This window comes from Bombilactobacillus sp. ESL1092, from assembly GCF_058107465.1.
On sequence record NZ_CM176594.1, the window covers coordinates 1178210 to 1202847 of the forward strand.

Annotated in this window: 24 protein-coding genes; 19 read left to right on the top strand and 5 right to left on the bottom strand. The window is 38.9% G+C overall.

Annotated elements, in window-relative coordinates; all coding sequences use genetic code 11:
* Positions 1-183: 183 nt before the first annotated feature.
* From AC3B6Y_RS05295 to AC3B6Y_RS05315, 5 genes are all read left to right on the top strand, one after another.
* Positions 184-612, top strand: a complete 429-nt coding sequence (locus AC3B6Y_RS05295) for a hypothetical protein (protein WP_489757086.1) — start codon at positions 184-186, stop codon at positions 610-612.
* A 108-nt stretch (positions 613-720) separates the two neighbouring features.
* On the top strand, positions 721-2082 hold the full coding sequence (locus tag AC3B6Y_RS05300; protein WP_489790631.1) for a CAP domain-containing protein: 1362 nt from the start codon (positions 721-723) through the stop codon (positions 2080-2082).
* Positions 2083-2263: 181 nt separating this feature from the next.
* Positions 2264-2428 carry a hypothetical protein gene (locus tag AC3B6Y_RS05305; protein WP_489769227.1) on the top strand — a complete coding sequence of 55 codons (165 nt, stop codon included), beginning with the start codon at positions 2264-2266 and terminating at the stop codon, positions 2426-2428.
* A gap of 769 nt (positions 2429-3197) precedes the next feature.
* Entirely contained in the window at positions 3198-4085 is an 888-nt protein-coding gene (locus AC3B6Y_RS05310) for a DNA/RNA non-specific endonuclease (RefSeq protein ID WP_489769226.1), read from the top strand.
* A 124-nt stretch (positions 4086-4209) separates the two neighbouring features.
* A complete protein-coding gene (locus AC3B6Y_RS05315; protein ID WP_489769225.1) occupies positions 4210-5112 on the top strand; it encodes a Ppx/GppA phosphatase family protein in 903 nt (300 codons plus the stop codon).
* Positions 5113-5223: 111 nt separating this feature from the next.
* On the opposite strand, the gene AC3B6Y_RS05320 is transcribed toward AC3B6Y_RS05315, so the two are convergent.
* Positions 5224-5736: a YbhB/YbcL family Raf kinase inhibitor-like protein gene (locus AC3B6Y_RS05320; protein ID WP_489769224.1), complete on the bottom strand. Its 513-nt coding sequence runs from the start codon at positions 5734-5736 to the stop codon at positions 5224-5226.
* A gap of 117 nt (positions 5737-5853) precedes the next feature.
* Between AC3B6Y_RS05320 and AC3B6Y_RS05325 the strand changes: the two genes are divergently transcribed.
* The 7 genes from AC3B6Y_RS05325 (at position 5854) to AC3B6Y_RS05355 (ending at position 12409) form a co-directional block, all read left to right on the top strand.
* Positions 5854-6792 carry a hypothetical protein gene (locus tag AC3B6Y_RS05325; RefSeq protein WP_489790633.1) on the top strand — a complete coding sequence of 313 codons (939 nt, stop codon included), beginning with the start codon at positions 5854-5856 and terminating at the stop codon, positions 6790-6792.
* Positions 6793-6804: 12 nt separating this feature from the next.
* Positions 6805-7500 carry an NAD-dependent protein deacylase gene (locus tag AC3B6Y_RS05330; RefSeq protein ID WP_489757093.1) on the top strand — a complete coding sequence of 232 codons (696 nt, stop codon included), beginning with the start codon at positions 6805-6807 and terminating at the stop codon, positions 7498-7500.
* Between the two features lie 359 nt (positions 7501-7859).
* On the top strand, positions 7860-9869 hold the full coding sequence (gene metG / locus AC3B6Y_RS05335) for a methionine--tRNA ligase (protein ID WP_489790635.1): 2010 nt from the start codon (positions 7860-7862) through the stop codon (positions 9867-9869).
* Positions 9870-9884: 15 nt separating this feature from the next.
* A complete protein-coding gene (locus AC3B6Y_RS05340) occupies positions 9885-10664 on the top strand; it encodes a TatD family hydrolase (RefSeq protein WP_489790636.1) in 780 nt (259 codons plus the stop codon).
* On the top strand, positions 10651-11223 hold the full coding sequence (rnmV, locus tag AC3B6Y_RS05345; protein WP_489757096.1) for a ribonuclease M5: 573 nt from the start codon (positions 10651-10653) through the stop codon (positions 11221-11223). The genes AC3B6Y_RS05340 and rnmV overlap by 14 nt, the downstream gene beginning before the upstream one ends.
* Entirely contained in the window at positions 11213-12100 is an 888-nt protein-coding gene (rsmA, locus tag AC3B6Y_RS05350) for a 16S rRNA (adenine(1518)-N(6)/adenine(1519)-N(6))-dimethyltransferase RsmA (protein WP_489790638.1), read from the top strand. The genes rnmV and rsmA overlap by 11 nt, the downstream gene beginning before the upstream one ends.
* A gap of 75 nt (positions 12101-12175) precedes the next feature.
* Positions 12176-12409 carry a Veg family protein gene (locus tag AC3B6Y_RS05355; RefSeq protein WP_489757098.1) on the top strand — a complete coding sequence of 78 codons (234 nt, stop codon included), beginning with the start codon at positions 12176-12178 and terminating at the stop codon, positions 12407-12409.
* Between the two features lie 165 nt (positions 12410-12574).
* Here AC3B6Y_RS05355 and AC3B6Y_RS05360 read toward each other — a convergent pair whose 3' ends face one another.
* Positions 12575-13489, bottom strand: coding sequence for an L-lactate dehydrogenase (locus tag AC3B6Y_RS05360; RefSeq protein ID WP_489790640.1), 915 nt, complete (start codon positions 13487-13489; stop codon positions 12575-12577).
* A 323-nt stretch (positions 13490-13812) separates the two neighbouring features.
* On the opposite strand from AC3B6Y_RS05360, the gene purR reads away from it, so the two are divergent.
* The 3 genes from purR to AC3B6Y_RS05375 all read left to right on the top strand — a co-directional run bounded on the left by purR (position 13813) and on the right by AC3B6Y_RS05375 (position 17121).
* Positions 13813-14658, top strand: a complete 846-nt coding sequence (purR, locus tag AC3B6Y_RS05365) for a pur operon repressor (protein WP_489757100.1) — start codon at positions 13813-13815, stop codon at positions 14656-14658.
* 70 nt (positions 14659-14728) lie between these two features.
* Positions 14729-16120: a bifunctional UDP-N-acetylglucosamine diphosphorylase/glucosamine-1-phosphate N-acetyltransferase GlmU gene (gene glmU, locus AC3B6Y_RS05370; protein WP_489790061.1), complete on the top strand. Its 1392-nt coding sequence runs from the start codon at positions 14729-14731 to the stop codon at positions 16118-16120.
* A gap of 26 nt (positions 16121-16146) precedes the next feature.
* Positions 16147-17121 (top strand): ribose-phosphate diphosphokinase, encoded by a 975-nt coding sequence (locus AC3B6Y_RS05375; RefSeq protein WP_489757102.1) that lies wholly within the window; start codon positions 16147-16149, stop codon positions 17119-17121.
* A gap of 209 nt (positions 17122-17330) precedes the next feature.
* On the opposite strand, the gene mscL is transcribed toward AC3B6Y_RS05375, so the two are convergent.
* The 3 genes from mscL to AC3B6Y_RS05390 form a co-directional block, all read right to left on the bottom strand.
* Positions 17331-17705, bottom strand: coding sequence for a large conductance mechanosensitive channel protein MscL (mscL, locus tag AC3B6Y_RS05380; protein ID WP_489757103.1), 375 nt, complete (start codon positions 17703-17705; stop codon positions 17331-17333).
* Positions 17706-17847: 142 nt separating this feature from the next.
* A complete protein-coding gene (locus AC3B6Y_RS05385) occupies positions 17848-19188 on the bottom strand; it encodes an HD domain-containing protein (RefSeq protein WP_489774745.1) in 1341 nt (446 codons plus the stop codon).
* On the bottom strand, positions 19181-19999 hold the full coding sequence (locus tag AC3B6Y_RS05390) for a lipoate--protein ligase family protein (RefSeq protein WP_489790641.1): 819 nt from the start codon (positions 19997-19999) through the stop codon (positions 19181-19183). Before AC3B6Y_RS05390 ends, AC3B6Y_RS05385 begins: the two co-directional genes overlap by 8 nt.
* A 65-nt stretch (positions 20000-20064) precedes the next feature.
* On the opposite strand from AC3B6Y_RS05390, the gene AC3B6Y_RS05395 reads away from it, so the two are divergent.
* From AC3B6Y_RS05395 to murA, 4 genes are all read left to right on the top strand, one after another.
* Entirely contained in the window at positions 20065-20499 is a 435-nt protein-coding gene (locus AC3B6Y_RS05395; RefSeq protein ID WP_489757106.1) for a YwiB family protein, read from the top strand.
* 287 nt (positions 20500-20786) lie between these two features.
* Positions 20787-21329 carry a DNA-directed RNA polymerase subunit delta gene (gene rpoE, locus AC3B6Y_RS05400; RefSeq protein ID WP_489757703.1) on the top strand — a complete coding sequence of 181 codons (543 nt, stop codon included), beginning with the start codon at positions 20787-20789 and terminating at the stop codon, positions 21327-21329.
* Positions 21330-21567: 238 nt separating this feature from the next.
* Positions 21568-23181 carry a CTP synthase gene (gene pyrG / locus AC3B6Y_RS05405; protein ID WP_489790643.1) on the top strand — a complete coding sequence of 538 codons (1614 nt, stop codon included), beginning with the start codon at positions 21568-21570 and terminating at the stop codon, positions 23179-23181.
* A 153-nt stretch (positions 23182-23334) separates the two neighbouring features.
* Entirely contained in the window at positions 23335-24603 is a 1269-nt protein-coding gene (murA, locus tag AC3B6Y_RS05410) for a UDP-N-acetylglucosamine 1-carboxyvinyltransferase (protein ID WP_489757108.1), read from the top strand.
* Positions 24604-24638: the final 35 nt, after the last annotated feature.

Here is a 24638-nt window from a genome sequence, read left to right on the forward strand (position 1 = left end):
GATTACTTTAAAGGAGAATAATATATTAGTTAGAGTTTGAATAGTCTTGTTGATGTTGAGTTAATTCAGAGATTACTTAAATCAAAGATAGATTATATTGAATGAACTGTTTGTCGTTTGAGTAAATCCGCTAAAACGGTATTTAAAGCAGGGTAGGTTTTTAATTTGAGGGGGCGACCGAAAATGAAGAAGACAAAGGTTTTGAGTGGGGCATTTTTAGCTGGGAGCTTATTGATTGCGTTAGGAACAACGAATCAACAGAATGTCCAAGCTAAAAATTATAGCTATAAAGTTATTACCGTAAAGAAAGCTCCATATGCGCAACTGTATGACAATGATATGGAGGCCATTCCCCAGGCCATTAATGATAAGTCTGATTGGCGCGTTGGTAAAACTAAGCAAGTTGACGGTACTTACTACTATCAAGTAGCCGATGATGAATGGGTTAATAGTAGCGATGTGAAACCAAACTTTGATAAAAATGGTAAAGTTAATAGTTCACGCGGTAACACTTCAGGTAAAAAGCCGACAGGTTACAGTTATAAAGTGCACCGTGTAATTAAAGGCAAGCATATCCATGGCAAAGTAGATTTTAAAGTGGAGGGTTACTAAAATGAAAAAATCAAAAGTTTTGAGTGGGTTATTAATTGCTGGGGATTAATTATTTCGTTAGTAACAACGAATCAACAAAATGTTCAAGCTAAAGATTATAGCTATAAAGTGATTACCGTCAAGAAAGATCCATACGCACAATTGTATGACAATAACATGCAATCAATTCCACGGGTCATCATGAATAAGTCTGATTGGCGTGTTGGTAAAACTAAACAAGTTAATGGTACTTACTACTATCAAGTAGCCGGTGATGAATGGGTAGCCGCTAATGATGTGAAAGCTAACTTCGATCCAGCTACAGGCAAATTGAATCAAAAGTTAATTGGCACAATCAATAGCACAATTACAGCTATTTACGATAATCAAGGCAACAACACTTATGATGATGGTGTTAACTTAGCCTATCAATCTCAATGGACAGTCGGCAAAGTTGTTCGCAATTCTCAAGGACGTTTGTTCTATCAAGTAGCACCTAATATGTATGTTCGTGATGATGATATGACCTTGAACGTTACACCTAACAACATCAAAGATGTGTCAAACTTTGGTTTGAACGGCAAGCCGACAACCACCGTTACTGCTCCAAGTAACAGTTCAAGTTCTAGCAGCAGTTCTTTAAGTAATTTAAGCAACAAACCAACCGGCTATAGCTATAATGTAGCTCGTGTCGTTAGTGGAAACGGCGCTAAGATTTACGACCATAATGGTGTTGCTACTAGTTCTAGTGTGCCGGCCAACTCAGATTGGCGGGTATTAAGAACATTCAATATTAATGGTGGTTTATTCTTTGAAATTGGTGACAACGAATGGTTGAATGTCAACGATTGTTCAACGAACTTCACACCAGTAGCTGCTAACACAGGTAGCTCATCATCCAATACTGGCAACTCAGCAAATAATAGTTCTTCTAGCACTGGCAGCTCTAACTCCAGTTCTTCCAACAGTTCCAGTCATCATTCAACATCACCAGCTGATGATATGACTACTAATATTGCTCCTCATGAATCTAATTCTGCTTATGAACAATCAATTTTAAATTATATGAATAATCGACGTACGGCTAGAGGATTAGCCCCGCTAACTATAAATCCTAAATTAACTCAAGCTGCAGTTATTAGAACTACTGAAGAATATAATGATCCAAATGAAAATGAGAATACAACGGGTAATCGTCCAGACGGTTCAAGTGTCTATTCTGTATTAAATGAAGTTGGTTACAATTGGAGTTATGCGCGTGAGTTAAACTTTTTGGTTTCAGATGGCTATTCTGATTTAACTCAGTATAATACTCCTGATAAATTAACTAATGGATTAATGGATGGTTATACTACTATTGGATTTGATCAAACTTATATGTTACCTCAAGCTAAGGAGATTGGGGTATCTATTAGATATTCTGATAAACCGGGTCTACATGATAAAATTTATACAGTGATTGAAATTGCTGCTCCTAGATCAGATGAATAATATTATTTAAAAAAGTTTAAAAAGCTTAAAGGCTTGACACAACTAGTGTTAAGCCTTTTTTGTGTCTAAAATTTGAAACAAAGAGCGTGTTTGAGAAATGTAATCGTGGTACAGATTAAGGAGGTGATGCCTATGCCGGTTTATTAGTGTTTCAAAATTTTAAAGAAAAGGAGAGGTTTTTATGAAAAGTTATGTACCATTGAAAAAAGTCCTTGATTTCCGAGGACTTTTGGCTCATTTTCTTTTGGTAATATTGTATACTGCTATACAAGCAAGTATGAAGATTCCAAAAGGTAAAGAAATTGATAGAGACAAGGCTATGGTTCACCTCCTAATCATTACTTAAGAGTGATTGGTTCTTATTAATGATCAGCTTTAATTTTATCACACTAGTTAGCTGTGTTATAATAATTACTGATAGAGATGAGGTTATGAGTTTACTTTTTAAATTAGCTGGAGTGATTACCAGTTTTGAAAGTGATCTTTGAGCCTTAGGCCTTCTGGAATATTTAGAAGGCTTTTTTTGTACCCTGAAGAACAAAATTTATTATATGATTGGTTGGGAAAATTGTTATGGTTTTTAGCTATTAGTGGAACAGACTGTTTTAAAACAGTTGGTGAAATAAAAGATTGCTTAAATTAGTTGGGGTTAAATGTTTTACGGTCAGACGACTTTTTGAAACGCAACCAGAAAAGTTTTGAAAGGTGGATTCATGGTTAACTTGTTTGAACTAATGAGTTTCTTCATGATTTTGCCTTAGCAATTTTTCAGATGGTTTGTTTTTTAGCTTTGCAAAGATTTTTAATTAATATTTTAAGTAAGAGGCTGGGACAAAAAAGAACCAGCCTCTTCTTGTGTCCGAAATTTTAAACTCGAGAGATTTAATCTTAATAAAGATTAAGAAGATTGCTCCTAGACTGCAAGAAATATTCTCATTGTTTACGCTGTTTTCAAAGTCAGAAATTGTTGTTTAACTATTTTCAGCACTAAAGTAAAAGCTCGAATTTTTATGTGATGCAGTTAGTACTCAAATTTTTTAATTAAAAAATGCGTAGTTTACTTTAGAATCATGGTATGCTTAAGCAATACTGAAAAGATTTTTGAAGGAAAAGTTATGCGAAAAAAAAGTAAAAGCAGAGGTTCTAATTTAAGTTTTTGGCTGATTGTCATCATTATTGTAGCGGTGGTGATTTTTGGCAAAGGTCGGACACCCAATAATGTGGGCCAATCCGCCCAAGATATCAAGATTGTTAATCATGATAATTTAGTTAACTTACAATTTAATATCCATAAATATCCCCAAAATTATGCGATCTTATTAAACAATCAACCTAATTTTTCGGTGAATACTAAAAAACAAATTACGCGGATGCAACAAGAGCGTTTGCAGTATTTACAAGCTGGTAATGATCAACAAGAAACTAATTATCGCGGTTTTGATTCGTTGGGTCGGACACGTGAGGTTAGCAGTTTTGTTCGGTATAAAGATGTGGTCAAACATTCCTCACGAGTAATGCAACGCCCATCGTTTAGTCCAACTGCTAAAATATCGGGTGAATATGCTGACGGTCATTATGATGCACAACAACAGCGTTGGTCGGGGACGCGTTCCAATAATAGAATTGTGCAGCTATCAGGTTATCGTGGCTATATTTATAATAAAAGTCATTTATTAGCGTGGTCATTAGGTGGTTCGATGGATAGTGATAATATTGTCCTGGGAACACGGGCTCAGAATGTAGGAACGAATAATAATAATGATCCCGGAGGCATGGCTTATGCAGAAACCAAAGTCCGCAATTTCTTATATAATCATCAAGACGAAGTTGTCTTTTATAAAGCTATTCCAGAATATGTTGGTAATGAATTAGTGCCACGTGGAGTGCAAGTTCAGGCACAAGCGATCAAAGATCCCAACGCTTTGACGATTAATGTTTGGACGTTTAATACCCAGGCTGGTGCAGCTATTAACTATACAACTGGTCAAGCCAATACGCAGTAAGTTGACAAAATCCTAATTAAAACAATCTTAGACGAAAGTGTGAGATTGTTTTTTTAATAAAATAATTTTAATGGTCGTAATTCCGTAAAAAATTGTGTATTCTAATATTATTGAGGAGGATTTTATGTTAAAACTAGCACTGATTGATATTGGTTCTAATTCGATTCGGATGGCGATTTATCAAATTAAAAATCAACAAGTATCTCAAGAAATTCAACGTTATCGAGAATTTGTGCAACTGGCCAAAGAGATGACGAATGATGGTTGTATTAATGATGCTAATTTTAAAGCGGGGGTGGCAACATTAAAACAATTTCGTCAAATCTTAGATCAAAATCATATTACAAAAATCATTGCGACGGCGACCGAAGCCATTCGGCAAGCCAAGAATCAAGCTGCCTTTTTGCAGGCTGTCAAACAGCAAGCTCAGATCGATATTCAAGTGTTAAGCGGTTATCAAGAAGCGTATTTTGATTCCTTAGCCATTCAAAAAGCCGTTGATGAGCCTAACTTTTTATTCTTAGATATGGGGGGCGGCAGTTTTGAATTAGGAACAGTATTAAAGCATCAGCTAGCTCAAGCGCATAGTTGGCCTTACGGCGCCGTTAAACTATACGATCGTTTAGGACAACCAGATTGTTTGACGGTGCTGCAACAACAACAACTGCAAACTTTGCTGGATCCGTGTTTACAAAAATGTCATAGTGCACAGCTACAACAATTAGTGGTTATTGGTGGCGTTCACCGCGCCTTGTTTGAAGTCATGCAACTACCGGCCAATCAGTGGCAGCCAGCGAGTGTGATTCTACGCTGGATTAAGCGGATTCAACATAATAATTTAGCAGCTAATTCAGCATTAACTAATATGGAATTTGCGCGGGCGCCGTTTATGCCGGTGGGGTTAATGCCCTTAAAAGCGATTATTCAAAAATTTAATATTCAACAAATCAATTTTTGTTCGTATGCTTTGCGTGATGGGATTCTGGTGGACTTTTTACAACAAAAAAAGAAGTCGCCGAAAAGTTAAAATAGCTTTTGGCAGACTTCTAGGGTAGAAAATATTATCAAAAAACGTTTGAAAAATTATTTTGGTCTTGTCCTCTGGTCAGTTACATAATGCTAGTGCTTGCGCCAGAAATTAACCGCGGTATGGCAGAATCAGTTTTTGGTGTGCTAAGACGTGACCAGCCATAGCGTGTAATAACTCGTTGAGCCAAAAGCCATTGTCGAGTGTTAACACTTGATCTAGCGCATAAACGCGTAATTCGTATTGGTGAATTCCACTAGGCGGAGTCGGACCATGATAAGTTTGATTGAGCTGGGGGTTAGTCTCTCCTAAAAGCGAACCTGCGGAGGAATTTTTGCCTTGAATCATTTGTGGTAGCGGATGCTGACTCGCATCTTCTGGAATTTGGGTGACACGGGGGTCAATGTTCGCAGCACTCCAATGAATCCATTCAAAACCACAGACCGGAATAGAATCGGGATCTAGGAACGTTAATGCTAAAGATTTGGTAAGCGTAGGTACATCTTGAATGGTAATTGGAAAAGATTTAATCGGATTCGAACCATTCATTAATTCATCCAGTGGGGCAAATTTGCCATACTTTTTAGGTAATAGTCCCTGGACTAAGGGCACACTGATTTTCATGCGTAAGACTTCCTTTGCAACAATGTTATAATAAGTACAATTATTCTTGCTTAAATTGTAGCAATTTTAAGGCAGAAAGCAACTAAATCACTAAGTCTAAGATGATTGAAGAGAACAATGATGCAAATTACAGAATTTGAACCGGCAGTACAAACTTTATATCAGCAAGTCCAAGCTCAAACTAAAAGTAATATCAAGTTGCGTTTGAGTCAACGCCATGAAGCTTGGTTAGCTTTTGATCAATCAGGTCACCGCATGGATCAGCAGGGGAATTTAGAAATTATTCTAGCGCATTCTCAAAATCTAAACTTTACTTTAGCGCATGAATTGCGGCACGTTTTGTTAGAAATGACCATTGCGCCCCAGGTTGATTTTTTAGTCACAACTACCGAGCCGGAGTTTGATCGCCAATTACAATTAACGGCGCGAACTTTAATTGGTGTCGTAGAGCATGTGGCTTTAACTAAACAACAACTAGCGGCTGGCGAGATTACACCGGCAGTAAAAGCTGCTTTTGTTAAAGGACTCCAGCAACATTTGCAGTATATTAGTGATCCCATCTATCAAACTTTACAGTTACTGGATGGTTTGGTTTTTGGTTTAGCTGAGGAACTAGCTTCCTATGCGGATCAGTTACCGCAAGCTTATCAAAAGGCGCAACAACTTTGGCAAGTAGCTAGTCAACATTTTAAAACTACGATGCTGGGCTTGCGGCGCAATGAGATCGCCATCTTGCAAGAGTTTAATACTATTTTACAAGCGCAAGGCTATCAAGCTTTGCCCTTTAGCGATTTTGTTACTTTTGAGCCGTTACTAAGTGCGCGGCAATTACGGCTCAATGTGGGGCAAATTTTTCAATTTAAGCGGGTCGATTTTTTGGATTTACAAACGAAAAAGCCCGCAGTGTTATTAGTTGATCAACGTGATTTACAAAATTGTGGTACTGTCAAAGACTTTAGTGGTCAAGCCTTGCTGCCTGAAACTTATCTCCAAGTTTATCAACAACCTTTACAAACTTTTCTTCAGCTAAAGCATTTGGCCTATCATTTGCGTTAAGGAGGTTATATAATGCAGGATTTACAAACAATTATTGATCAAGCTCATTATGTTACGTTTTTAACGGGAGCCGGCGTTTCGACAGCGTCGGGAATTCCAGATTATCGGTCGAAAAATGGCTTGTATTCTGGTTCCGGTCACAAGCGTCCGGAAGAATTACTGAGTCACGATTATCTGATGAATCATCCCGCTGATTTTTGGCAATTTGTCAAACAAAGTTTGTACTTTCCACAAGCTAAGCCCAATGTCATTCATCAAAAAATGGCAGTAATTGCGAATCAAAAGGGCAAGGTTGTCACACAAAATATTGATGATTTAGATTTAAAGGCGGATAATCACGAATTAGTGCAGTTTCACGGAACCTTATACCAAACAACTTGTTTAAAATGTGGTCAAAAAGTTGACTGGCATGATTATTTAACAGACTACCATCATCAAAATTGTGGCGGAGTGATTCGCCCAGATATTGTCTTATATGGCGAACCAATTGCCCAAATGGCTGTTCAACAAGCAGTTTTGGCTGTTCAACAAGCTGATGTTTTAATTGTGGTGGGTACGAGTTTTCAAGTTTATCCGTTTGCAGGATTAATTCAATATCGCAAGCCTCAAGCGCAATTGGTTGCTGTTAATAAGACACCACTTGACGTGGGGGCTGATGGAATTATGATTACCGCAGATGCTCAGCAAATCTTTGCACAATTAAATTAAGAAGCGCGCAAGTTTTCCGCATTTTGATAAGGTATAATAAAGAAGTTGGGACAAGCTTCTGATTGTTGAAGCAATAACGACGTCCACATGAAGATTAAAATCAAACTGTTGAGCAGGAGAGTATTAACCAGAGTACATTTTAAAGGTCAAATGGGTTTTGCAGAGTAAATGCTGGAAAGTACAATGGTGAACTTTTGAAATGTACTACGGATTTAATGCTCGTTTTGTTCTCAATAAAGGATAGTTATCTGTCAATCTCAATGTTTGAGCGTTACGTTCACAGTCGTTTTTTAAATCCAGATAATCATGTTAATTATTTAAGCAATTTAGTAATCATTTAGAAGAAATGGGGCAGATCAATGGCACAACGACCAACATTTTATATTACAACACCAATTTATTATCCATCAGGGAAGTTAACGATTGGCAATTCTTACACGACTGTTGCCGCGGATACCTTAGCACGTTATAAACGTTCCCAGGGCTTTGACGTGTTCTTTCTAACTGGCACCGACGAACATGGGCTCAAGATTGAGCAAAAAGCTGAAGCTAAGCACATGCAGCCGCAAGCTTACGTGGACGAAATGGCGGTAGGTATTAAAAAATTATGGCAATTACTCGAGATTTCCAACGACAAATTTATTCGGACTACTGATCAGCAACACGTGGCTGCAGTCCAACAAATTGTTCAAAAATTAATTGACAGTGGCGATGTCTACTTAGGTGAATACATTGGCTGGTATTCCGTCGATGATGAAGAGTATTTTACTGAATCACAGTTAGCCGAGGTCTATCGTGATGAAAAGGGTCAAGTTATTGGTGGTAAAGCACCGAGTGGTCATGAAGTCCAGTTAGTCAAAGAACCGTCATATTTCTTTAAGATGAGTAAGTATGCTGATCGTTTATTGCAGTATTATGAGGATCATCCGGACTTTATCCAACCGGATAGCCGTAAAAATGAAATGATTAATAACTTCATTAAGCCCGGGCTAGAAGATTTGGCTATTTCCCGGACGAGTTTTCATTGGGGTGTACCGATCCCGAGCGACCCTAAGCATGTGGTTTATGTCTGGATTGACGCGCTCTTAAACTATATTACAGCTTTAGGCTACGGTACGGCTGATCAAACTTTATTTGATCGCTACTGGCCAGCTGATGTGCATTTTGTCGGTAAAGAAATCGTTCGTTTTCATACCATTTATTGGCCAATTATTTTGATGGCTTTGGACTTACCATTACCTAAACAAGTTTTTGGTCATGGTTGGTTATTAATGAAAGATGGCAAGATGTCTAAGTCTCGTGGCAATGTCGTCTATCCAGAAATGTTAGTGGAACGCTATGGTTTAGATGCTTTGCGGTATTATTTAATGCGCGCCATTCCGTTTGGTAGTGATGGAGTGTTCACACCCGAAGACTTTGTACACCGCATTAATTATGATTTGGCTAACGATTTAGGTAATTTGTTAAATCGTACTGTGTCAATGATTAATAAATATTGTGCGGGACAAATTCCCGATTTAGTGCTGGGGCAAACTGCCGTTGATCAAGATTTAGAGCAAGTAGTAGCTAAAACTATTGCCGATTATAATCAAGCCATGGATCAATTTGAATTTTCGACGGCCTTAGATATTACCTGGACTTTGATTTCGCGGACTAATAAGTACATTGATCAAACCCAGCCTTGGGTTTTAGCCAAAGATCCTGCGCAAAAAGCAACTTTAGACAATGTGATGGCGCATTTAGCTGAAGCTTTACGAATTATTGCCATTTTAATCAGTCCTGTAATGACCCATGCGCCCCAAAAAATCTTTGCACAACTGGGCTTTAATTGGAAACAGGATAATGAGATTGAATTTGGCCATTTGCCGAAGAGTCAAGTAGTGGCTAAACCAACCCCAATTTTTCCACGGTTAGATTATGATGAAGAAGTTGCTTATATCAAAGATACAATGCGTCAAGAACAACAAAAAGCGCAAGCTAGTGGGACGTTGAAAGTGACTAAATCTGCTGCCGCTAAGAAGAAACAAGCCCAAACTAAATCTGAGATTCAAATTGATGACTTTAACAAAGTTCAAGTCCAAGTAGTGGAAATTTTGGCTGTCCAAAAAGTTAAGGGCGCTGATCGATTACTCCAATTTCAATTAGATGATGGCAGTGGTCAAACACGGCAAATTATTTCAGGAATTGCCGAATTTTATCCAGAACCACAACAATTAGTCCATCAAAAGGTTTTAGCGATTACTAACTTGAAACCACGGAAAATGCGTGGAGAACTGAGCCAAGGCATGCTACTTTCTGCTGAACATGCTGGACAGGTACAGTTAGTAACAGTTCCAGCTAACTTAGTTAATGGTTCCAGTGTTGAATAATAATGAGGTTATAATTTGAAAATATTTGATTCCCATACGCATCTAAATGATGATCCTTTTTGGGGGCAAACGCCTGCTTTTTTACAGCAAGCTCAAGACTTGGATGTGGTAGAAATGGCGATTGTGGGCTCGAACACGCAGCTAAATGCACGAGCTTTGCAATTGGCCCAAAGTTACCCCCAACTTTTTGCAGTAATTGGCTGGCATCCTGAAGATAGTGCTCATTTTGATGCTGCCGCGCAAAAAAAATTACTACAGCAGCTGCAAGACCCACGTGCCATTGCGATTGGTGAAATTGGCTTAGATTATCATTGGGAGCAAAATCCGGCTCCGACAATTCAACAAGCGGTTTTTATTCAACAATTGCAATTGGCTCAGCAATTACACTTGCCAGTCAGCATTCATACGCGGGATGCGCTGGAGGATACCTATGCGATTTTAAAACAGCATTGGCCCGCACATGGTGTGATTATGCATAGCTTCAATGGCAGTTTAGCTTGGTTGGATAAATTTTTGGCTTTGGGGTGTTATATTTCCTATAGTGGTGTGGTTTCCTTTAAGAATGCACCTGAAGTACGAGCCGCAGCGATACAAACACCGTTAAAGCGTCTCTTGGTTGAAACCGATGCACCGTATTTGACGCCGGAACCACACCGTGGAGAAATGAATCAACCAGCTTTTAGTCGTTTTGTGGTTGAGGCCGTGGCTAATTGCCGGCAAGAAAGTGTGGCAACCATTGCGGCGCAAACATATCAAAATGCACATGAGGTTTATGATTTAAATGGAAAAAATTAAAGAAGTCATTGTTGTGGAAGGGCGTGACGATACGGCCCGCCTTCAACAAGTTTTTGGTAACGCGATTGATACGATTGAAACCAATGGCTCGGCAATTAATGATGAGACGATTAAGTTGATTCAGCAAGCGCAGGCCAAGCGAGGCGTGATCGTGATTACCGATCCCGATTTTAATGGCGAACGTATTCGCCGGAAAATCGTGGAACAAGTTCCCGGTGTCAAGCAAGCTTTTTTACGCCGGCAAGATAGTGTCCCTGCTAATCGTCACGGGAGTTTAGGCTTGGAACATGCGAATGCCCAGGTTATTAAACAGGCGTTGCAATCCGTCTTTACCACCGATCAAGCCGCAACTAATTTAATTACGCAACAGGACTTATTAGATTGGCATTTGATTGGCGCTAAAGAGTCCAGACATTTACGTGAGTTGGTTGGTGATGAGTTGCATATTGGTTACGCCAATGCTAAACAATTTTTACGGCGGTTAACAATGTTACAAATTACACCCCAGCAGTTAGCGCAAGCGGTGCAAAAGGTTCAAGGGAGTATTCATGGTAGTTGAAAAGTATGATATTGCTGATCCATTACGGACACAAGCAATTTTAAATCAGTATCAAATTCATTCTAAAAAAAGTTTAGGACAAAATTTTTTACAAGAGCCTACGGTAATTGATCAAATTGTGGCCAGTGCTCAGATTAAGCCGGGGGATGTGGTTTTAGAAATTGGTCCGGGAATTGGGGCGCTCACGCAACAATTGGCGAAAGTGGCGCAGCATGTTTATGCGTTTGAGTTAGATGCGGATTTGATTACGCTGTTGCAGGAAAATTTGGTGGATTATCATAATTTAACAATTATCCAAGCTGATTTTTTGCAAGTTGATTTAGCTAAATTTGTGCAAACCGAACATTTAACGCAAGCTAACTTGAAGGTAGTTGCTAATTTACCGTACTATATTACGACGCCTATTTTATGGAAATTATTGCAAGCGCCAGTGACTTTGCAGCGTTTAGTTTTGATGATGCAAAAAGAAGTTGCTCAAAGAATTACCGCGACTCCAGGACACCGTGAGTTTGGTGAATTAAGTGTTAATGTCCAGACTAAAGCGACCGTGAAAATTGAACAACTGGTTGATAAAAAAGCTTTTGTGCCCCAACCAAAGGTGGATTCCGCTGTGGTTAGTTTAGATTTAGCACAACGTCCTGATTACCAAATTGATGATGAAGTTTGGTTTGAACGAGTTGTGAAAGCAGCTTTTCAGCAAAAACGTAAGAATTTGTGGAATAATTTGTTAGTATTAGTGGGTAAATCGCCGGTTAATAAGCAAAAACTAGAAACGGTGTTTACCAACTTGAATTGGCAACATCAAGTGCGAGCCGAACAGTTAACGATTGAACAATTGGAGCAATTAACACAACAGCTAAAACAACAATTTGCCTAAAAGTGCTGTTTTTTAGCTAAAAAATTGAAATTTTCATTGTTTAATGGTAGAATTTGTGCTAAAGGGGTTGAGTTAATGCCAATAACATTTGATTCTATTAAACGTACATTGGATAATCACTTGGGCGAAGGAATTACAGTTGTTGCCCAAGTTGGACGTAAAAAAGTTACTCGCCGCCACGGCAAGTTAGCTGAAACATTTCATTCTGTTTTTGTAGTTGATTTGGATCCAACAGAAAATTCATTTGAACGTGTTTCTTATAGTTATGCTGATTTGTTGACTAAATCAATTGAATTGTCATTTGATTAGATTGTCTTGAGGACAATCTTTTTTTATGCTTTTTTTACAGTAATACATGCCAGTTTTTGCCGATAACACTGGTCTTATGTTATAAAAAATAAAAAATGCCCGTCAACTTTTTCCAGTTGTACGAACATTATTTGAGTAAATTTTGTGATCTGATCGAATTATTGGTCAGTTGGCACCCTGTGATTTCTCGCGAATAGTTGCCGCGGAACTTTCTAATTGTGCTTGCTCTTGGGGAGTAAGTTGCAGCTCAATGGTTTTGATTACGCCATCGCGCCCCACAATCGACGGATATGACATGTAAGTGTGATATTTGTCTTGATAACTAGAAATAGGTAATTCACTTTTGGCATCACTTAAAATGGTTTTAATAAGACGAACCGCTGCCGCTGTGACGCCATAATTAGTATAATGCTTACCCTGGAAAACAGTCGCACCACCGAATTTAATGGTCTCATTAAGGTCAGCCAATTTCCAAGGGGCATTTTGAGCTAAGTCAACAATCGGTTGTTCTAAAACTTTGACAGTTGACCAAGCTGTAAATTGAGAATTGCCATGCTCACCTAAGGTGAACCCTTGAACAGAACGGGGATCAACATCGAACTTTTGGGCCACGACTTTTTTCATGCGCGCAGTGTCTAATAGTGTGCCGGTGCCCAGCACGTGCTTTTTAGGCAAACCAGTTAATTCTTGGTATAAACTGGTTACTGCATCAACAGGATTAGAAATGACAATTAAAATCCCGTCAAAGCCACTGTTTTTAATGGCATCGGTGATTGGTTGCAATTGTTCTTTGTTGTACTTTAATTCTGCAAAGCGATCACCTTTGGCGGTCAATGAAATCTTTCCTAAGGTGCTGACAATGATTTGAGCATCTTTTAAAGCGGCATAGTCATTAACCGTGATATTCACATGATGGTCAAGGTTAGCCATGGAATCTTCAAAATCTATTTTATCCGCGTTAACTTTAGTTTCATTGGTATCAATTAAGACTAAATCATTAACTAAGCCAGTAATCACTAAATGATGCGCTAGAGTGTCACCAACATGACCATCACCGATAATTCCAATCTTCACTGACATAATAAATTACTCCTTTTGAATTAGATAGATGATTGAGTACTAGGCAAAATTTTAATAAGTTGCGCCAAAGAGCAGGTACTAAGCACTATCAGATTGAAGTGGGGGATGACAAGCTGGTGCTTTAGCAATGCTTGTGATCGGTTACACCCACCTTTTCTATTATAGATGTTTGGCAATAATTATTGGTAATTAATTTGGTAAAGTTGTGCCAAATTCTTATCAAGAGATGAATCATTGATGTCTGCTAAAAGGTACTTTGTTTCAAAATGTTCGGTTTCTCGGTATAATATTAATAAAAATAGAATTTAAGTAGGTAATATTTCATGAAAATTCGTCGTAGTGAACGTTTAATTGATATTACGCATTATTTAGAGCAACGACCATATCAGTTAGTTCCGCTGACTTTTTTTGCGCAAAGGTATCATTCGGCCAAATCTTCCTTGAGCGAAGATATGACGATTATTAAGCAAGCCTTTTTGCACGCACATATCGGCTTAGTAGAAACAGTGCCGGGAGCCGGTGGTGGAGTTATTTTTACACCCGGAATTGATCAAGCGACAGCTCAAAAATATTTAACAGAATTAAAAGAGCAGTTAGCTGATGCCCAGCGGATTTTACCTGGCGGCTATTTATATTTGTCAGATCTCTTGGGGAATCCGACAATTTTGGATAAAATAGGTCAATTAATTGCGACGCAGTATGCGAAGCAAGACATTGATGCCATTATGACGATGGCCACCAAGGGCATTCCGATTGCCCAAAGTGTTGCTGAATACTTAAATGTGCCGTTTGTGATTGTTCGCCGCGAGTCCAAGATTACAGAAGGCCCGACTTTAAGCGTTAACTACACAGCTGGTTCCTCCGATTATGTGGAGAAAATGGAATTATCAAAACGTAGCTTAGCGGCAGGATCGAAAGTCTTGGCGGTTGATGATTTTATGAAGGGTGGCGGAACGGTGTTAGGCATGGAAAATTTGATTCAAGAATTTTCCGGTCAGTTGATCGGAGTAACTGTTTTAGTTGAAGTTCGAGAACCAACCATGGTTAAGACACAGGCAACTTCCTTATTCCAAATTCAACCGTTAGCACATCAAGATCAACAAGTGCAAATTTCGTTAGGCAACTATTTAGAACGAACGGACTTCAGTCGCTTTGAAACAAAAGATTGAGTGCTCTAAAACAATAATGTATGATTGTATAGGTAAAGATTTATAAATTTAGTGAAGTGAAGGAATTTTCATGTCTGAACGTTTTACGGTAATTTTGGCTGCTGGTAAGGGCACAAGAATGAAGTCCCAACTTTATAAAGTGTTGCATCCAGTTTGTGGACGGGCCATGGTCGACCATGTGCTAACGCAAGTCGAGCAAATTCATCCCAGCCAGATTGTCACGGTCGTGGGTTTTGGTTCTCAACAAGTTCAAGAACTATTACAAGAACGTACATCTTATGCTTTGCAAAAAGAACAGTTAGGCACTGCTCATGCAGTTTTGCAAGCTGAGGAATTATTGGGAACTAAAAAAGGTACAACCTTAATTATTAGTGGTGATACACCTTTATTTACTGCTGCTACTTTAGAAAAGTTGTTTGCTTTTCATGAACAAAATCAAGCTGGGGCCACAGTGTTAACGGCCCAAGCCCCGGATCCTTTTGGTTATGGTCGGGTAATTCGGGATCAAAATGATCAAGTTTTACGGATTGTAGAACAAAAAGATGCAACGGTTACGGAACAAAAAGTACAAGAGATTAATACTGGTGTTTATTGTTTTGATAACCAACAATTATTTACTTATTTGCATCAAGTGAATAATGATAATGCTCAAGGTGAATATTATTTGCCAGACGTTATTGGGATGATGCAAGCTGATCACAAGCGGGTGTTAGCGTACCAGATGGCTGATTTTTCAGAGTCTTTAGGCGTTAATGATCGCGTGGCATTGGCCCAAGCTACTAAATTAATGCAGCTGCGGATTAACCAAAAATTAATGCGTTCGGGAGTGACGCTAACGTCTCCTGAACAAACTGCGATTGATGTTGATGTCCAAATTGGTCCGGATACAACCATTGAAGGCGGTGTAGTCATCAAAGGCCAGACGAAGATTGGTCAAAACTGCTATATTACGAGTGGCTCCAGAATTGTTGATTCAACGATTGGTGATGGCGTAACAATTACTAGTTCTACTTTGCAAGAAGCAACGATGGCAGATCAGAGTGATATTGGACCACATTCACATCTCAGACCCCAAGCACATATTGGTCAACAAGCGCATGTTGGTAATTTTTGTGAAGTCAAAAAGGCAACTTTGGGGGCCCGCTCTAAGATGGGGCATCTGAGTTATTTAGGCGATGCCACTGTTGGCAGTGATGTTAACATTGGTTGTGGCGTGGTTTTCGTAAACTATGATGGTGTCCAGAAATGGTCCACTGAGGTAGGCGATCATGCCTTCATTGGTAGTAATTCGAATTTAGTGGCACCATTAAAGGTGGCCGATCATGCGTTTATCGCTGCTGGTTCCACGATTACCAAGGACGTGGCCTATCACGATTTAGCTTTAGGGCGTGCTCGGCAAGTTAATAAAGCTAATTACTGGTCGCATTTGCCAGTAGCTGATGATCAAAGTTGGAATGATTAATTGATTAAAAGAAAGTTGAGAAAATAATGTCTACACTGAGAGCTAATAGTCCCATGAAAATCTTTGCGTTGAATTCTAATAAACCTTTAGCAGAAAAGATTGCTAAAGAAGTCGGAGTACCATTAGGTAAGTCTTCGGTCAAACGTTTCAGTGATGGAGAAATTCAAATTAATATTGAAGAAAGTATCCGGGGTTCTGAAATTTTTATTATTCAATCAACCTCCGCACCAGTCAATGATAATTTGATGGAATTATTAATCATGATTGATGCTTTACGCCGCGCTTCAGCAGCGATGATTAATGTGGTCATTCCTTATTATGGCTATGCCCGTCAAGATCGCAAAGCGCGGGCGCGAGAACCAATTACCTCTAAATTGGTGGCTAATATGTTACAAACTGCGGGGGCTGATCGGATCTTAGCTTTAGATTTACATGCCGTCCAAATTCAAGGCTTTTTTGATATTCCTGTTGATCATTTAATGGGGGCACCATTATTAGCTGACTATTTCTTAGAAAAGGGTCTTGATCAAGATGCTGTCGTTGTTTCACCCGATCATGGTGGCGTAGTGCGGGCTCGGAAATTAGCTGAATTTTTAAAAGCACCGATTGCGATTATTGATAAGCGCCGTCCACGGCCAAATGTATCCGAAGTTATGAATATCATTGGTGATGTGAAAGACAAACGGTGTATCATTATTGATGATATGATCGATACGGCCGGAACGATTTCGTTAGCGGCCCAAGCGTTAATGAATGCGGGTGCGAAGGAAGTCTACGCTTCTTGTACACATGCAGTGTTGTCAGGTCCGGCAATTAGTCGTTTAGAAGAATCACCAATTAAGCAAGTGATTGTAACGGACTCTATTCAATTGCCTGAAGAAAAGAAAATTGATAAAATGGTCCAAATTTCGGTGGCACCATTGATGGGTGAAGCCATTAAGCGGATTTATGACAATGCGCCAGTTAGTCCATTATTTAAAACTAGATTTAAACGACACTAGTCACTAACCTAGGGCTGGTGAACAAGGTATTAATCAAGGTAGCTACGTGCTTTACTTTTCCAGAATAGTAGTTTAACTGGAATAAATATCTGAATTCCAGTTCTTTTGACATAATGTTGGTAACAAAAAAAGCTATGACCACGGTTTGTTCTTGATTGCTCAAGAAACAACTGTTGCCATAGCTTTTTAAATGTTATCACTTATTTAGTTTAAGAATGATTTTGCTTTTGTAAAAGATCACGAATTTCTTGTAAGTACTGGACTGATAATGCATCATTACTCGGCTGTTCTGGTTCTGCTTGAGCGTGTGGTTTTTCTAACGCGTTTAATCCTTTGACAATTAAAAAAACGACAAAGGAAATAATCAAGAATTCAATGACTGCATTTAAAAAATCACCCACGCGAAACATTCCCAATTTGATAGACGATAAATCAATTTTTCCTAAAAACAATCCAATAAAGGGATTCAGGATGTATTTAGTTAAGGCGCTGACAATTTTATTGAAAGCTCCGCCCACAATTACCCCTACGGCCAAGTCCACGACACTACCGCGTGCAATAAATTCTTTAAATTCTTTTAACATGAACACCAAACTCCTCTTTGCCAAAAGTAGGGTCACAACTAATAATTCAAAGTTGAGATGAGCGTATTGAGGTGGTTTTTGAATAGCAAACCGTCTTTATGATCCCAACTTTTTGTTAAGTAAACCCTCTTCTTAATCATAGCTAATCTTGCAAAGAATTGTTACGAATATGACTTTGAAATTCGCTTAATGCGGCTTTAAAGGTGGAACTTTGAGGATCAGCGAGCATTTCTTTAGGAAAATAGAACCGATGATCGCCACTGACACGACCGCTGAGCGCCTTGACAATGGGACTGACTGTTGAGAGTTCTTGTAAAGTGCCATCAGGCTGCATTAATTCAATCTGAGTTTTGGGTTCTTTAGAAGACGGGTCATATAAATCATAGGGCAAATCAAAACTGTTGTTAACCGCAGTATAAAAGTTAGGATCAAAACCAGCCGCTTCAACGAGAGCTTGCATTTTGGCAATTAATGGTGTTTGTTGTTCGGTAAAGGTAATTGATTTAAAAGGAATCCGATCGAGAAAGTGGTGCGCTAAATTCCGTAAAATTGCATCCGGGTGCTCCCGCCATAAATTAAAGTAGGTGTTGAGAGCATCGTCATCTAAGCGCACATAATCTTGAACGCTTATCTGATTTTCAAAGAATGGAATGAGTAAACTGGGCGTTTCTAAACCAACGAGTTGGCTATTCTCATAGAGAAATTTAGCTCGGTGTAACAATTTAGTCAGCACGACTTCCATCCCCCGAGAAACCGGGTGAAAATAAACTTGTTGATACATCTGAAAACGCGAGACAATGTAATCTTCAATGGCGTGCATGCCCCCAATGTCAAAGGCAATTCCGTTTTGGTAAGGACGAATGACCCGCATAATGCGCGTTAAATCAAACATGCCATATTGGGTACCAGTAAAGTAAGCATCCCGCAATAAGTAATCCATGCGGTCAGCATCAATTTGACTAGAAATCATTTGGACCACCTGGGCGTTGGGGTAGGTTTTGGCAATTACGCTGGCAACTTGTGCGGGAAATTCCGGACTAACTTGACGCAAGACTTGATTAACCTGAGTTTGTGGCGAAGTAATAATCTGTTGGGTCCATTGTTCGTGATCAGTATGAAAGATATGTTCAAATGTGTGAGAATAAGGTCCGTGTCCGATATCATGCAATAAAGCAGCACATAAAGCCACTAGGCGTTCATGATCATCCCATAAACCATCACCAGGATGTTGGGTGGGATAATTTTGTTGAAAAGAATCACAAATTAAACGCGTAACTTCGTAAACGCCAACACAATGTGTGAAGCGTGAATGTTCGGCACCATGAAAGGTAAATGAGGTGGTTCCTAATTGTTTGACACGGCGCAAGCGTTGAAATTCTGGGGTATTGATTAAATCTAAAATAATGCGATAGGGGACGTGAATATAGTTATGAACTGGATCGCGTAAAACTTTTTCGCGGGGTAAAAAATCAATTTTATTCATGTAGACTCTCCTTGATGATACGATTTAAACGTTGTTGTTGTTCTAATTTGGCATTCATAGTAGCAGTATAATTTGGCAATTGTTGCAGCTGGGCGGGAGTAATATCTGAAATTGTAAATTGTTGTTGACAAACTTGCAACAATTGGTGTTTAAACTGCATGACACTCAGCTCGTTAGCTGTCAAAGCTGCTAATGTGTTCATTGTCTGTGGATCAACATCTGGATAAGCATCGTTGTGTTCTTGATTAGCTAATTGATAAAATTGCTGAATAATTTGCCCACGCTTGAACTGGTCACCGTTGATTGAAATATAGGCCATAATGGCTAAACTTTGGTGTTGGCGCCGTTGAGCAATGCCGGCAAATTTTTGATGATTAATGACTAAATCAAAATTACCTGGACAGTAAGAATTTTTAACCTCGTAATGTGTTAGGTTGATGTTTGGCAAGCAACCTTGAATTAAGTCCAACATTAATTCATAGCCTTGATCAATTGAGAATTTCTCTGCATTGGGCAATAGTAAACTAATATTTAAGACACTAGGATCGCTCACAACTGCTAAACCACCAGAGTTGCGAATGATTAAGTGATAATTTTGTTGATTTAAGTAACGCAAACCATTCGCAAAATGATCCAAATGTTTATCGCGCAAACCACAAATCACTGTCGGACTAGTTTGCCAAAATTGGAGCAAGGGCTGCTGAATTGTTTGGCAGTAATCTAAGAGATAATCAGTCTCTGAAAAAATAGTTTGAATTTGCGTCGGTGTTTGATAATTGACATCATAAATTAATAATTTTTTTTCTAGCATAATTTTCCTCACAATTTAATAAATAGCTTATAATAAGTACAGTCAAATAAAACGAGGTGAATAATGTGGAACGAACTGCTCAAGATATTCAAGTGCAATTAAAAACGCAGGTTATACAAGAAGGGCAAGTTCATAATTATCGAGTTGATCAAACCGGACAAGCGGTGATTATGGGTGATAAACTATATATTCGTTACCAGGAATCACCAAAAGAACAAGAAAATATTAAGGTGATTGTTAAAATTGCCACCAATAATCAAATCACGATTAAGCGCCAAACGGGTGAACACTTAACCACGAATATGATGTTCGACCAACAAAATGATCAAGCTTTTAATTATATGACAGAGTATGGTCAAATTCCGTTAGTATCACATACTAACCAGTTGCAAGTGGCAGTGTCGAAAATGCCGTTATCGGGTAGTGTGCACTTAGATTATTCACTGCATTCAGGAACTAATTTGGTGGGAGATTACAAGTTACAATTGATTTTTAGTTAAGTAATCTGTAATATTAGAACTAGACTGTTGAAAGAGGTTGGAACCAAAGTTGCTCACGAGTTGAGCATTCTATAACAGATAGTCGTTTGAAGTTTTGGACCTTCCTGGTGCAATTGGCAGGAATGAAGAGGTAGTTCAGGACTTTTTGAAACGTTATTGACAAGCGGTGTTTTTAATTGTCTCAATTATAAACATCCTCTTTTGGTTCCATCCACGTTGAAAGGACGTGTACGTAGTTGGCTTTAGAACTCAAACAATTCGATGGCGAAGACAAAAAAGATTTGTCCATGATCGAAGTAGCGCACGCAATCTTGGAACAAAAAGGCTCAGTGCTCCCCTTTGCGGATATTGTGAATGAAATCCAGCAATTCATGGGTAAAAGTGATAGCGAGATTCGTGAACGGTTACCGCAATTTTATACAGATTTAAATGATGACGGCGGCTTTATTTCTTTAGGTGAAAATGTCTGGGGACTACGTACGTGGTATCCTTATGATTCTGTTGATGAAGAAGTCAACCATCCTGAAGATGCAGATAATGTTAAAGCACCGACGTTAAAACGCGTTAACGCTTTCTTGGATGATGAAGACGATGACGATGATGTCATTGACTATGATGACGATACCGTCGACACAGGTGATGATGACGAGGAAGACTCTAATGATCACACGCCAGATTTATCGAAGTTTTCACATCAAGATCTAACTTTTGGCAATACGGATGATAGTGACATCGATGACGATCCGACTGATGATTTGCAGGATGGTATTGAAGGCGATCTGAGTGAGTTTTCTGATGAAGACGATGACGATGATTCTGATGCTGAATAAGCACAGTCATTATAACATAGCCTAAATCTAATTTGACAAGATATTTAATTCATTGTAAAATACCGCTTGGGCACTTTACAATGTGCAATAAAGGCTCTCTGTTCTTATAGAATAGGGAGCTTTTTTAGTTTTGAATGGAAGCTGATTGACAAAGAGACTTCTGCTTTTGTTTCTGGCTTTCGTTTAAGGTTTAAATCATTAATCTTTCCCTCAATTAATTTTCAAAGGAGTAAATTGAATGACCAAATATATTTTTGTCACTGGTGGTGTTGTTTCGTCTTTAGGCAAAGGGATCGTCGCTTCATCTTTGGGACGTTTACTAAAAAATCGTGGCTTGAAGGTGACTTTACAAAAGTTTGACCCGTATCTCAACGTTGATCCAGGAACGATGAGTCCATATCAACACGGAGAAGTTTTTGTCACAGATGATGGTGCGGAAACTGATTTGGATTTAGGTCATTATGAACGCTTCATTGATAATGATTTGAACAAATATTCCAACGTCACAACTGGAAAATTGTACGCCGAAATTCTACGCAAAGAACGTAAAGGTGAGTACAATGGGGCTACTGTCCAAGTGATTCCACACGTAACGAATATGATTAAAGAAAAGATTATGCGGGCTGCTACAACCACGGATTCAGATGTGATTATTACAGAGGTTGGGGGCACAGTCGGCGATATTGAATCTTTACCTTATTTAGAGGCTTTACGCCAAATGAAATCCGAAGTAGGTTCGGAAAATGTAGTTTATATTCATACAACGTTGGTTCCTTATTTACGCGCCGCTGATGAAATGAAAACTAAGCCGACACAGCATAGTGTCAAGGAATTACGGGGCTTGGGTATTCAGCCTAATATTTTGGTTGTGCGGACAGAAAAGCCAATTTCACAAGGAATGCGCAATAAAATTGCTTCATTTTGCGATGTTGATCCTGAAGCCGTGGTGGAATCGATGGATGTACCAACACTTTATTCGGTACCTTTGAATTTACAAAAACAAAATCTGGATCAAATTGTCTGTGATTACTTGCATTTAGATGTCCCACAAGCTGATATGAGTGAATGGAAGAAGCTAGAACAGCGGGTATTGAACTTGAAGCATCAGACTAAAATTGCTTTGGTGGGTAAATACGTTGATTTAAAGGATGCTTACATTTCCATTAATGAAGCTTTGAAACATGCTGGCTTTTGTTTTGACACCGATATTGACGTCGTGCGGATTAGCGCGGAAGAAGTAACCAAAGATAATGTTGCTGAAAAATTAGCAGGTGTCGATGGGTTAATTGTTCCTGGTGGTTTTGGTACCCGTGGTTTGGAAGGAATGATTCAAGCAATCCAGTATGCCCGTGAAAATGACTTGCCATTTTTGGGAATTTGCTTGGGTATGCAAATGGCTAGCATTGAATATGCTCGTAATGTGGCTGGAGTTAAAGATGCTACTAGTGGTGAAGTTGACGAAAATGCGCCGCATAAAGTCATTGATTTAATGGCGGATCAAAAAGACGTGGAAGATATCGGTGGAACTTTACGATTAGGTTTATACCCTTGCAAGTTAAAACCGAATACCTTAACAGCCCAGGCTTATGCCGGCCAAAGTGTTATTCAAGAGCGTCATCGTCATCGTTATGAATTTAATAATGATTATCGAGAATTATTACAAGATAAAGGTTTAGTTATGTCTGGGGTTTCGCCAGATAATCATTTAGTAGAAATTATTGAATTGCCGAAGAATAAATTCTTTGTGGGGACACAATATCATCCAGAATTTCTGTCGCGTCCGAACCGCCCAGAACCAATTTTTAAAGAATTTATGAAAGCTGCTAGCAACTTGTCCGAAATAGACTTTTAAAGACCAATAATAGGTGTACTTTGCGTACAGTTTATATTATTATTTTATAGTGGGATTTATTATTATTGATAACTGACCATCACTATCTCGTGTATTATAAAATAATGATAATAATCTATTGAGGCAACGACTAACAAAGAAGGATTGAAAATTATGGCAGAAATGGTTATTCATGGGGGAAAAAGACTTTCCGGATCAGTCACTATTGGTGGCTCTAAAAATAGTACAGTAGCAATTATTCCCGCGACCATTTTGTCAGATACGCCGGTCGTTTTAGATTCTGTACCGCAAATTAGGGATGTTTATAACTTAATGGATCTATTACAGGAAATGGGCGTTAAATCACAGTTTAAAGATGAAGTTTTAAAAGTTGATCCAACTGCGATTTTTCCGATTTCTTTATCACATAGTAAAGTTAATAGTTTACGTGCATCTTATTATTTTATTGGTTCTTTATTAGGACGATTTGGCAAGGCAGTGGTTGGTTTTCCTGGTGGGGATGATATTGGTCCGCGGCCGATTGATCAACATATTAAAGGTTTTAAGGCTTTAGGTGCGCAAGTATCTGAAAAAGATCATTGTATTGTCGTTGAAGCGCCTGAAGGTTTACATGGAGCCCGGATTTTCTTGGATATGGCTTCAGTGGGAGCCACTATTAATATTATTTTGGCTGCTGTCAGAGCACAGGGAACGACCATCATTGAAAATGCTGCTAAAGAGCCTGAAATCATTGATTTGGCAACATTTTTGAATAATATGGGTGCCAAAATTCGGGGTGTGGGTACACAAACTATTCGTATTACGGGTGTGCAAAGTTTACGCGCCACTAATGCGCACACGATTATTCCCGATCGGATTGAAGCCGGAACTTATTTATCCATTGCAGCGTCAATGGGTGACGGTATTTTAATCAAAAATATTATTGCGGAACATTTAGATGCTTTTTTGGCTAAAGTTCAAGAGTTAGGTGTCCATATTGATGTTCGCGAGGATAGTATTTTTGTCTATCCAAACAGTCAATTGAGTGGGGTGGAAATCAAGACCAGTCCTTATCCGGGTTTTGCCACTGATTTACAACAACCCTTGACTCCTTTATTGTTCCGTGCCGATAGTAAAAGCACGATTATTGATACCCTTTATCCGAAGCGGACACGCCACGTCCCCGAATTAATCAAAATGGGTGCGAATATTAAAGTTGTCGAAGGCAAAATTGAAGTAACGCATACTGATGATTTAATTGGCGCTGAAGTAACTGCAGAAGAAATTCGTGGTGGTGCTAGTTTGATGGTGGCGGGACTGATGGCTTCAGGCACGACAGTCATTCATCAAGCTGAAAATATCATGCGGGGTTATGACCGAATCATTACGAAATTACGCAATTTGCGCGCTGATGTTTCCTATAATGGAAAACAAGAATTTTAATATCGGACAGTCAGCTGGTTGCGTCCTTATTTGTT

Bases quoted from the DNA above. Each gene is read 5' to 3' on its own strand.
- AC3B6Y_RS05295 (WP_489757086.1), top strand. From the start codon at position 184: ATGAAGAAGACAAAGGTTTTGAGTGGGGCATTTTTAGCTGGGAGCTTA.
- AC3B6Y_RS05305 (WP_489769227.1), top strand. From the start codon at position 2,264: ATGAAAAGTTATGTACCATTGAAAAAAGTCCTTGATTTCCGAGGACTT.
- AC3B6Y_RS05310 (WP_489769226.1), top strand. From the start codon at position 3,198: ATGCGAAAAAAAAGTAAAAGCAGAGGTTCTAATTTAAGTTTTTGGCTG.
- AC3B6Y_RS05315 (WP_489769225.1), top strand. From the start codon at position 4,210: ATGTTAAAACTAGCACTGATTGATATTGGTTCTAATTCGATTCGGATG.
- AC3B6Y_RS05320 (WP_489769224.1), bottom strand. From the start codon at position 5,736: ATGAAAATCAGTGTGCCCTTAGTCCAGGGACTATTACCTAAAAAGTAT.
- AC3B6Y_RS05325 (WP_489790633.1), top strand. From the start codon at position 5,854: ATGATGCAAATTACAGAATTTGAACCGGCAGTACAAACTTTATATCAG.
- AC3B6Y_RS05330 (WP_489757093.1), top strand. From the start codon at position 6,805: ATGCAGGATTTACAAACAATTATTGATCAAGCTCATTATGTTACGTTT.
- metG (WP_489790635.1), top strand. From the start codon at position 7,860: ATGGCACAACGACCAACATTTTATATTACAACACCAATTTATTATCCA.
- rnmV (WP_489757096.1), top strand. From the start codon at position 10,651: ATGGAAAAAATTAAAGAAGTCATTGTTGTGGAAGGGCGTGACGATACG.
- rsmA (WP_489790638.1), top strand. From the start codon at position 11,213: ATGGTAGTTGAAAAGTATGATATTGCTGATCCATTACGGACACAAGCA.
- AC3B6Y_RS05355 (WP_489757098.1), top strand. From the start codon at position 12,176: ATGCCAATAACATTTGATTCTATTAAACGTACATTGGATAATCACTTG.
- AC3B6Y_RS05360 (WP_489790640.1), bottom strand. From the start codon at position 13,489: ATGTCAGTGAAGATTGGAATTATCGGTGATGGTCATGTTGGTGACACT.
- purR (WP_489757100.1), top strand. From the start codon at position 13,813: ATGAAAATTCGTCGTAGTGAACGTTTAATTGATATTACGCATTATTTA.
- glmU (WP_489790061.1), top strand. From the start codon at position 14,729: ATGTCTGAACGTTTTACGGTAATTTTGGCTGCTGGTAAGGGCACAAGA.
- AC3B6Y_RS05375 (WP_489757102.1), top strand. From the start codon at position 16,147: ATGTCTACACTGAGAGCTAATAGTCCCATGAAAATCTTTGCGTTGAAT.
- mscL (WP_489757103.1), bottom strand. From the start codon at position 17,705: ATGTTAAAAGAATTTAAAGAATTTATTGCACGCGGTAGTGTCGTGGAC.
- AC3B6Y_RS05385 (WP_489774745.1), bottom strand. From the start codon at position 19,188: ATGAATAAAATTGATTTTTTACCCCGCGAAAAAGTTTTACGCGATCCA.
- AC3B6Y_RS05390 (WP_489790641.1), bottom strand. From the start codon at position 19,999: ATGCTAGAAAAAAAATTATTAATTTATGATGTCAATTATCAAACACCG.
- rpoE (WP_489757703.1), top strand. From the start codon at position 20,787: ATGATCGAAGTAGCGCACGCAATCTTGGAACAAAAAGGCTCAGTGCTC.
- pyrG (WP_489790643.1), top strand. From the start codon at position 21,568: ATGACCAAATATATTTTTGTCACTGGTGGTGTTGTTTCGTCTTTAGGC.
- murA (WP_489757108.1), top strand. From the start codon at position 23,335: ATGGCAGAAATGGTTATTCATGGGGGAAAAAGACTTTCCGGATCAGTC.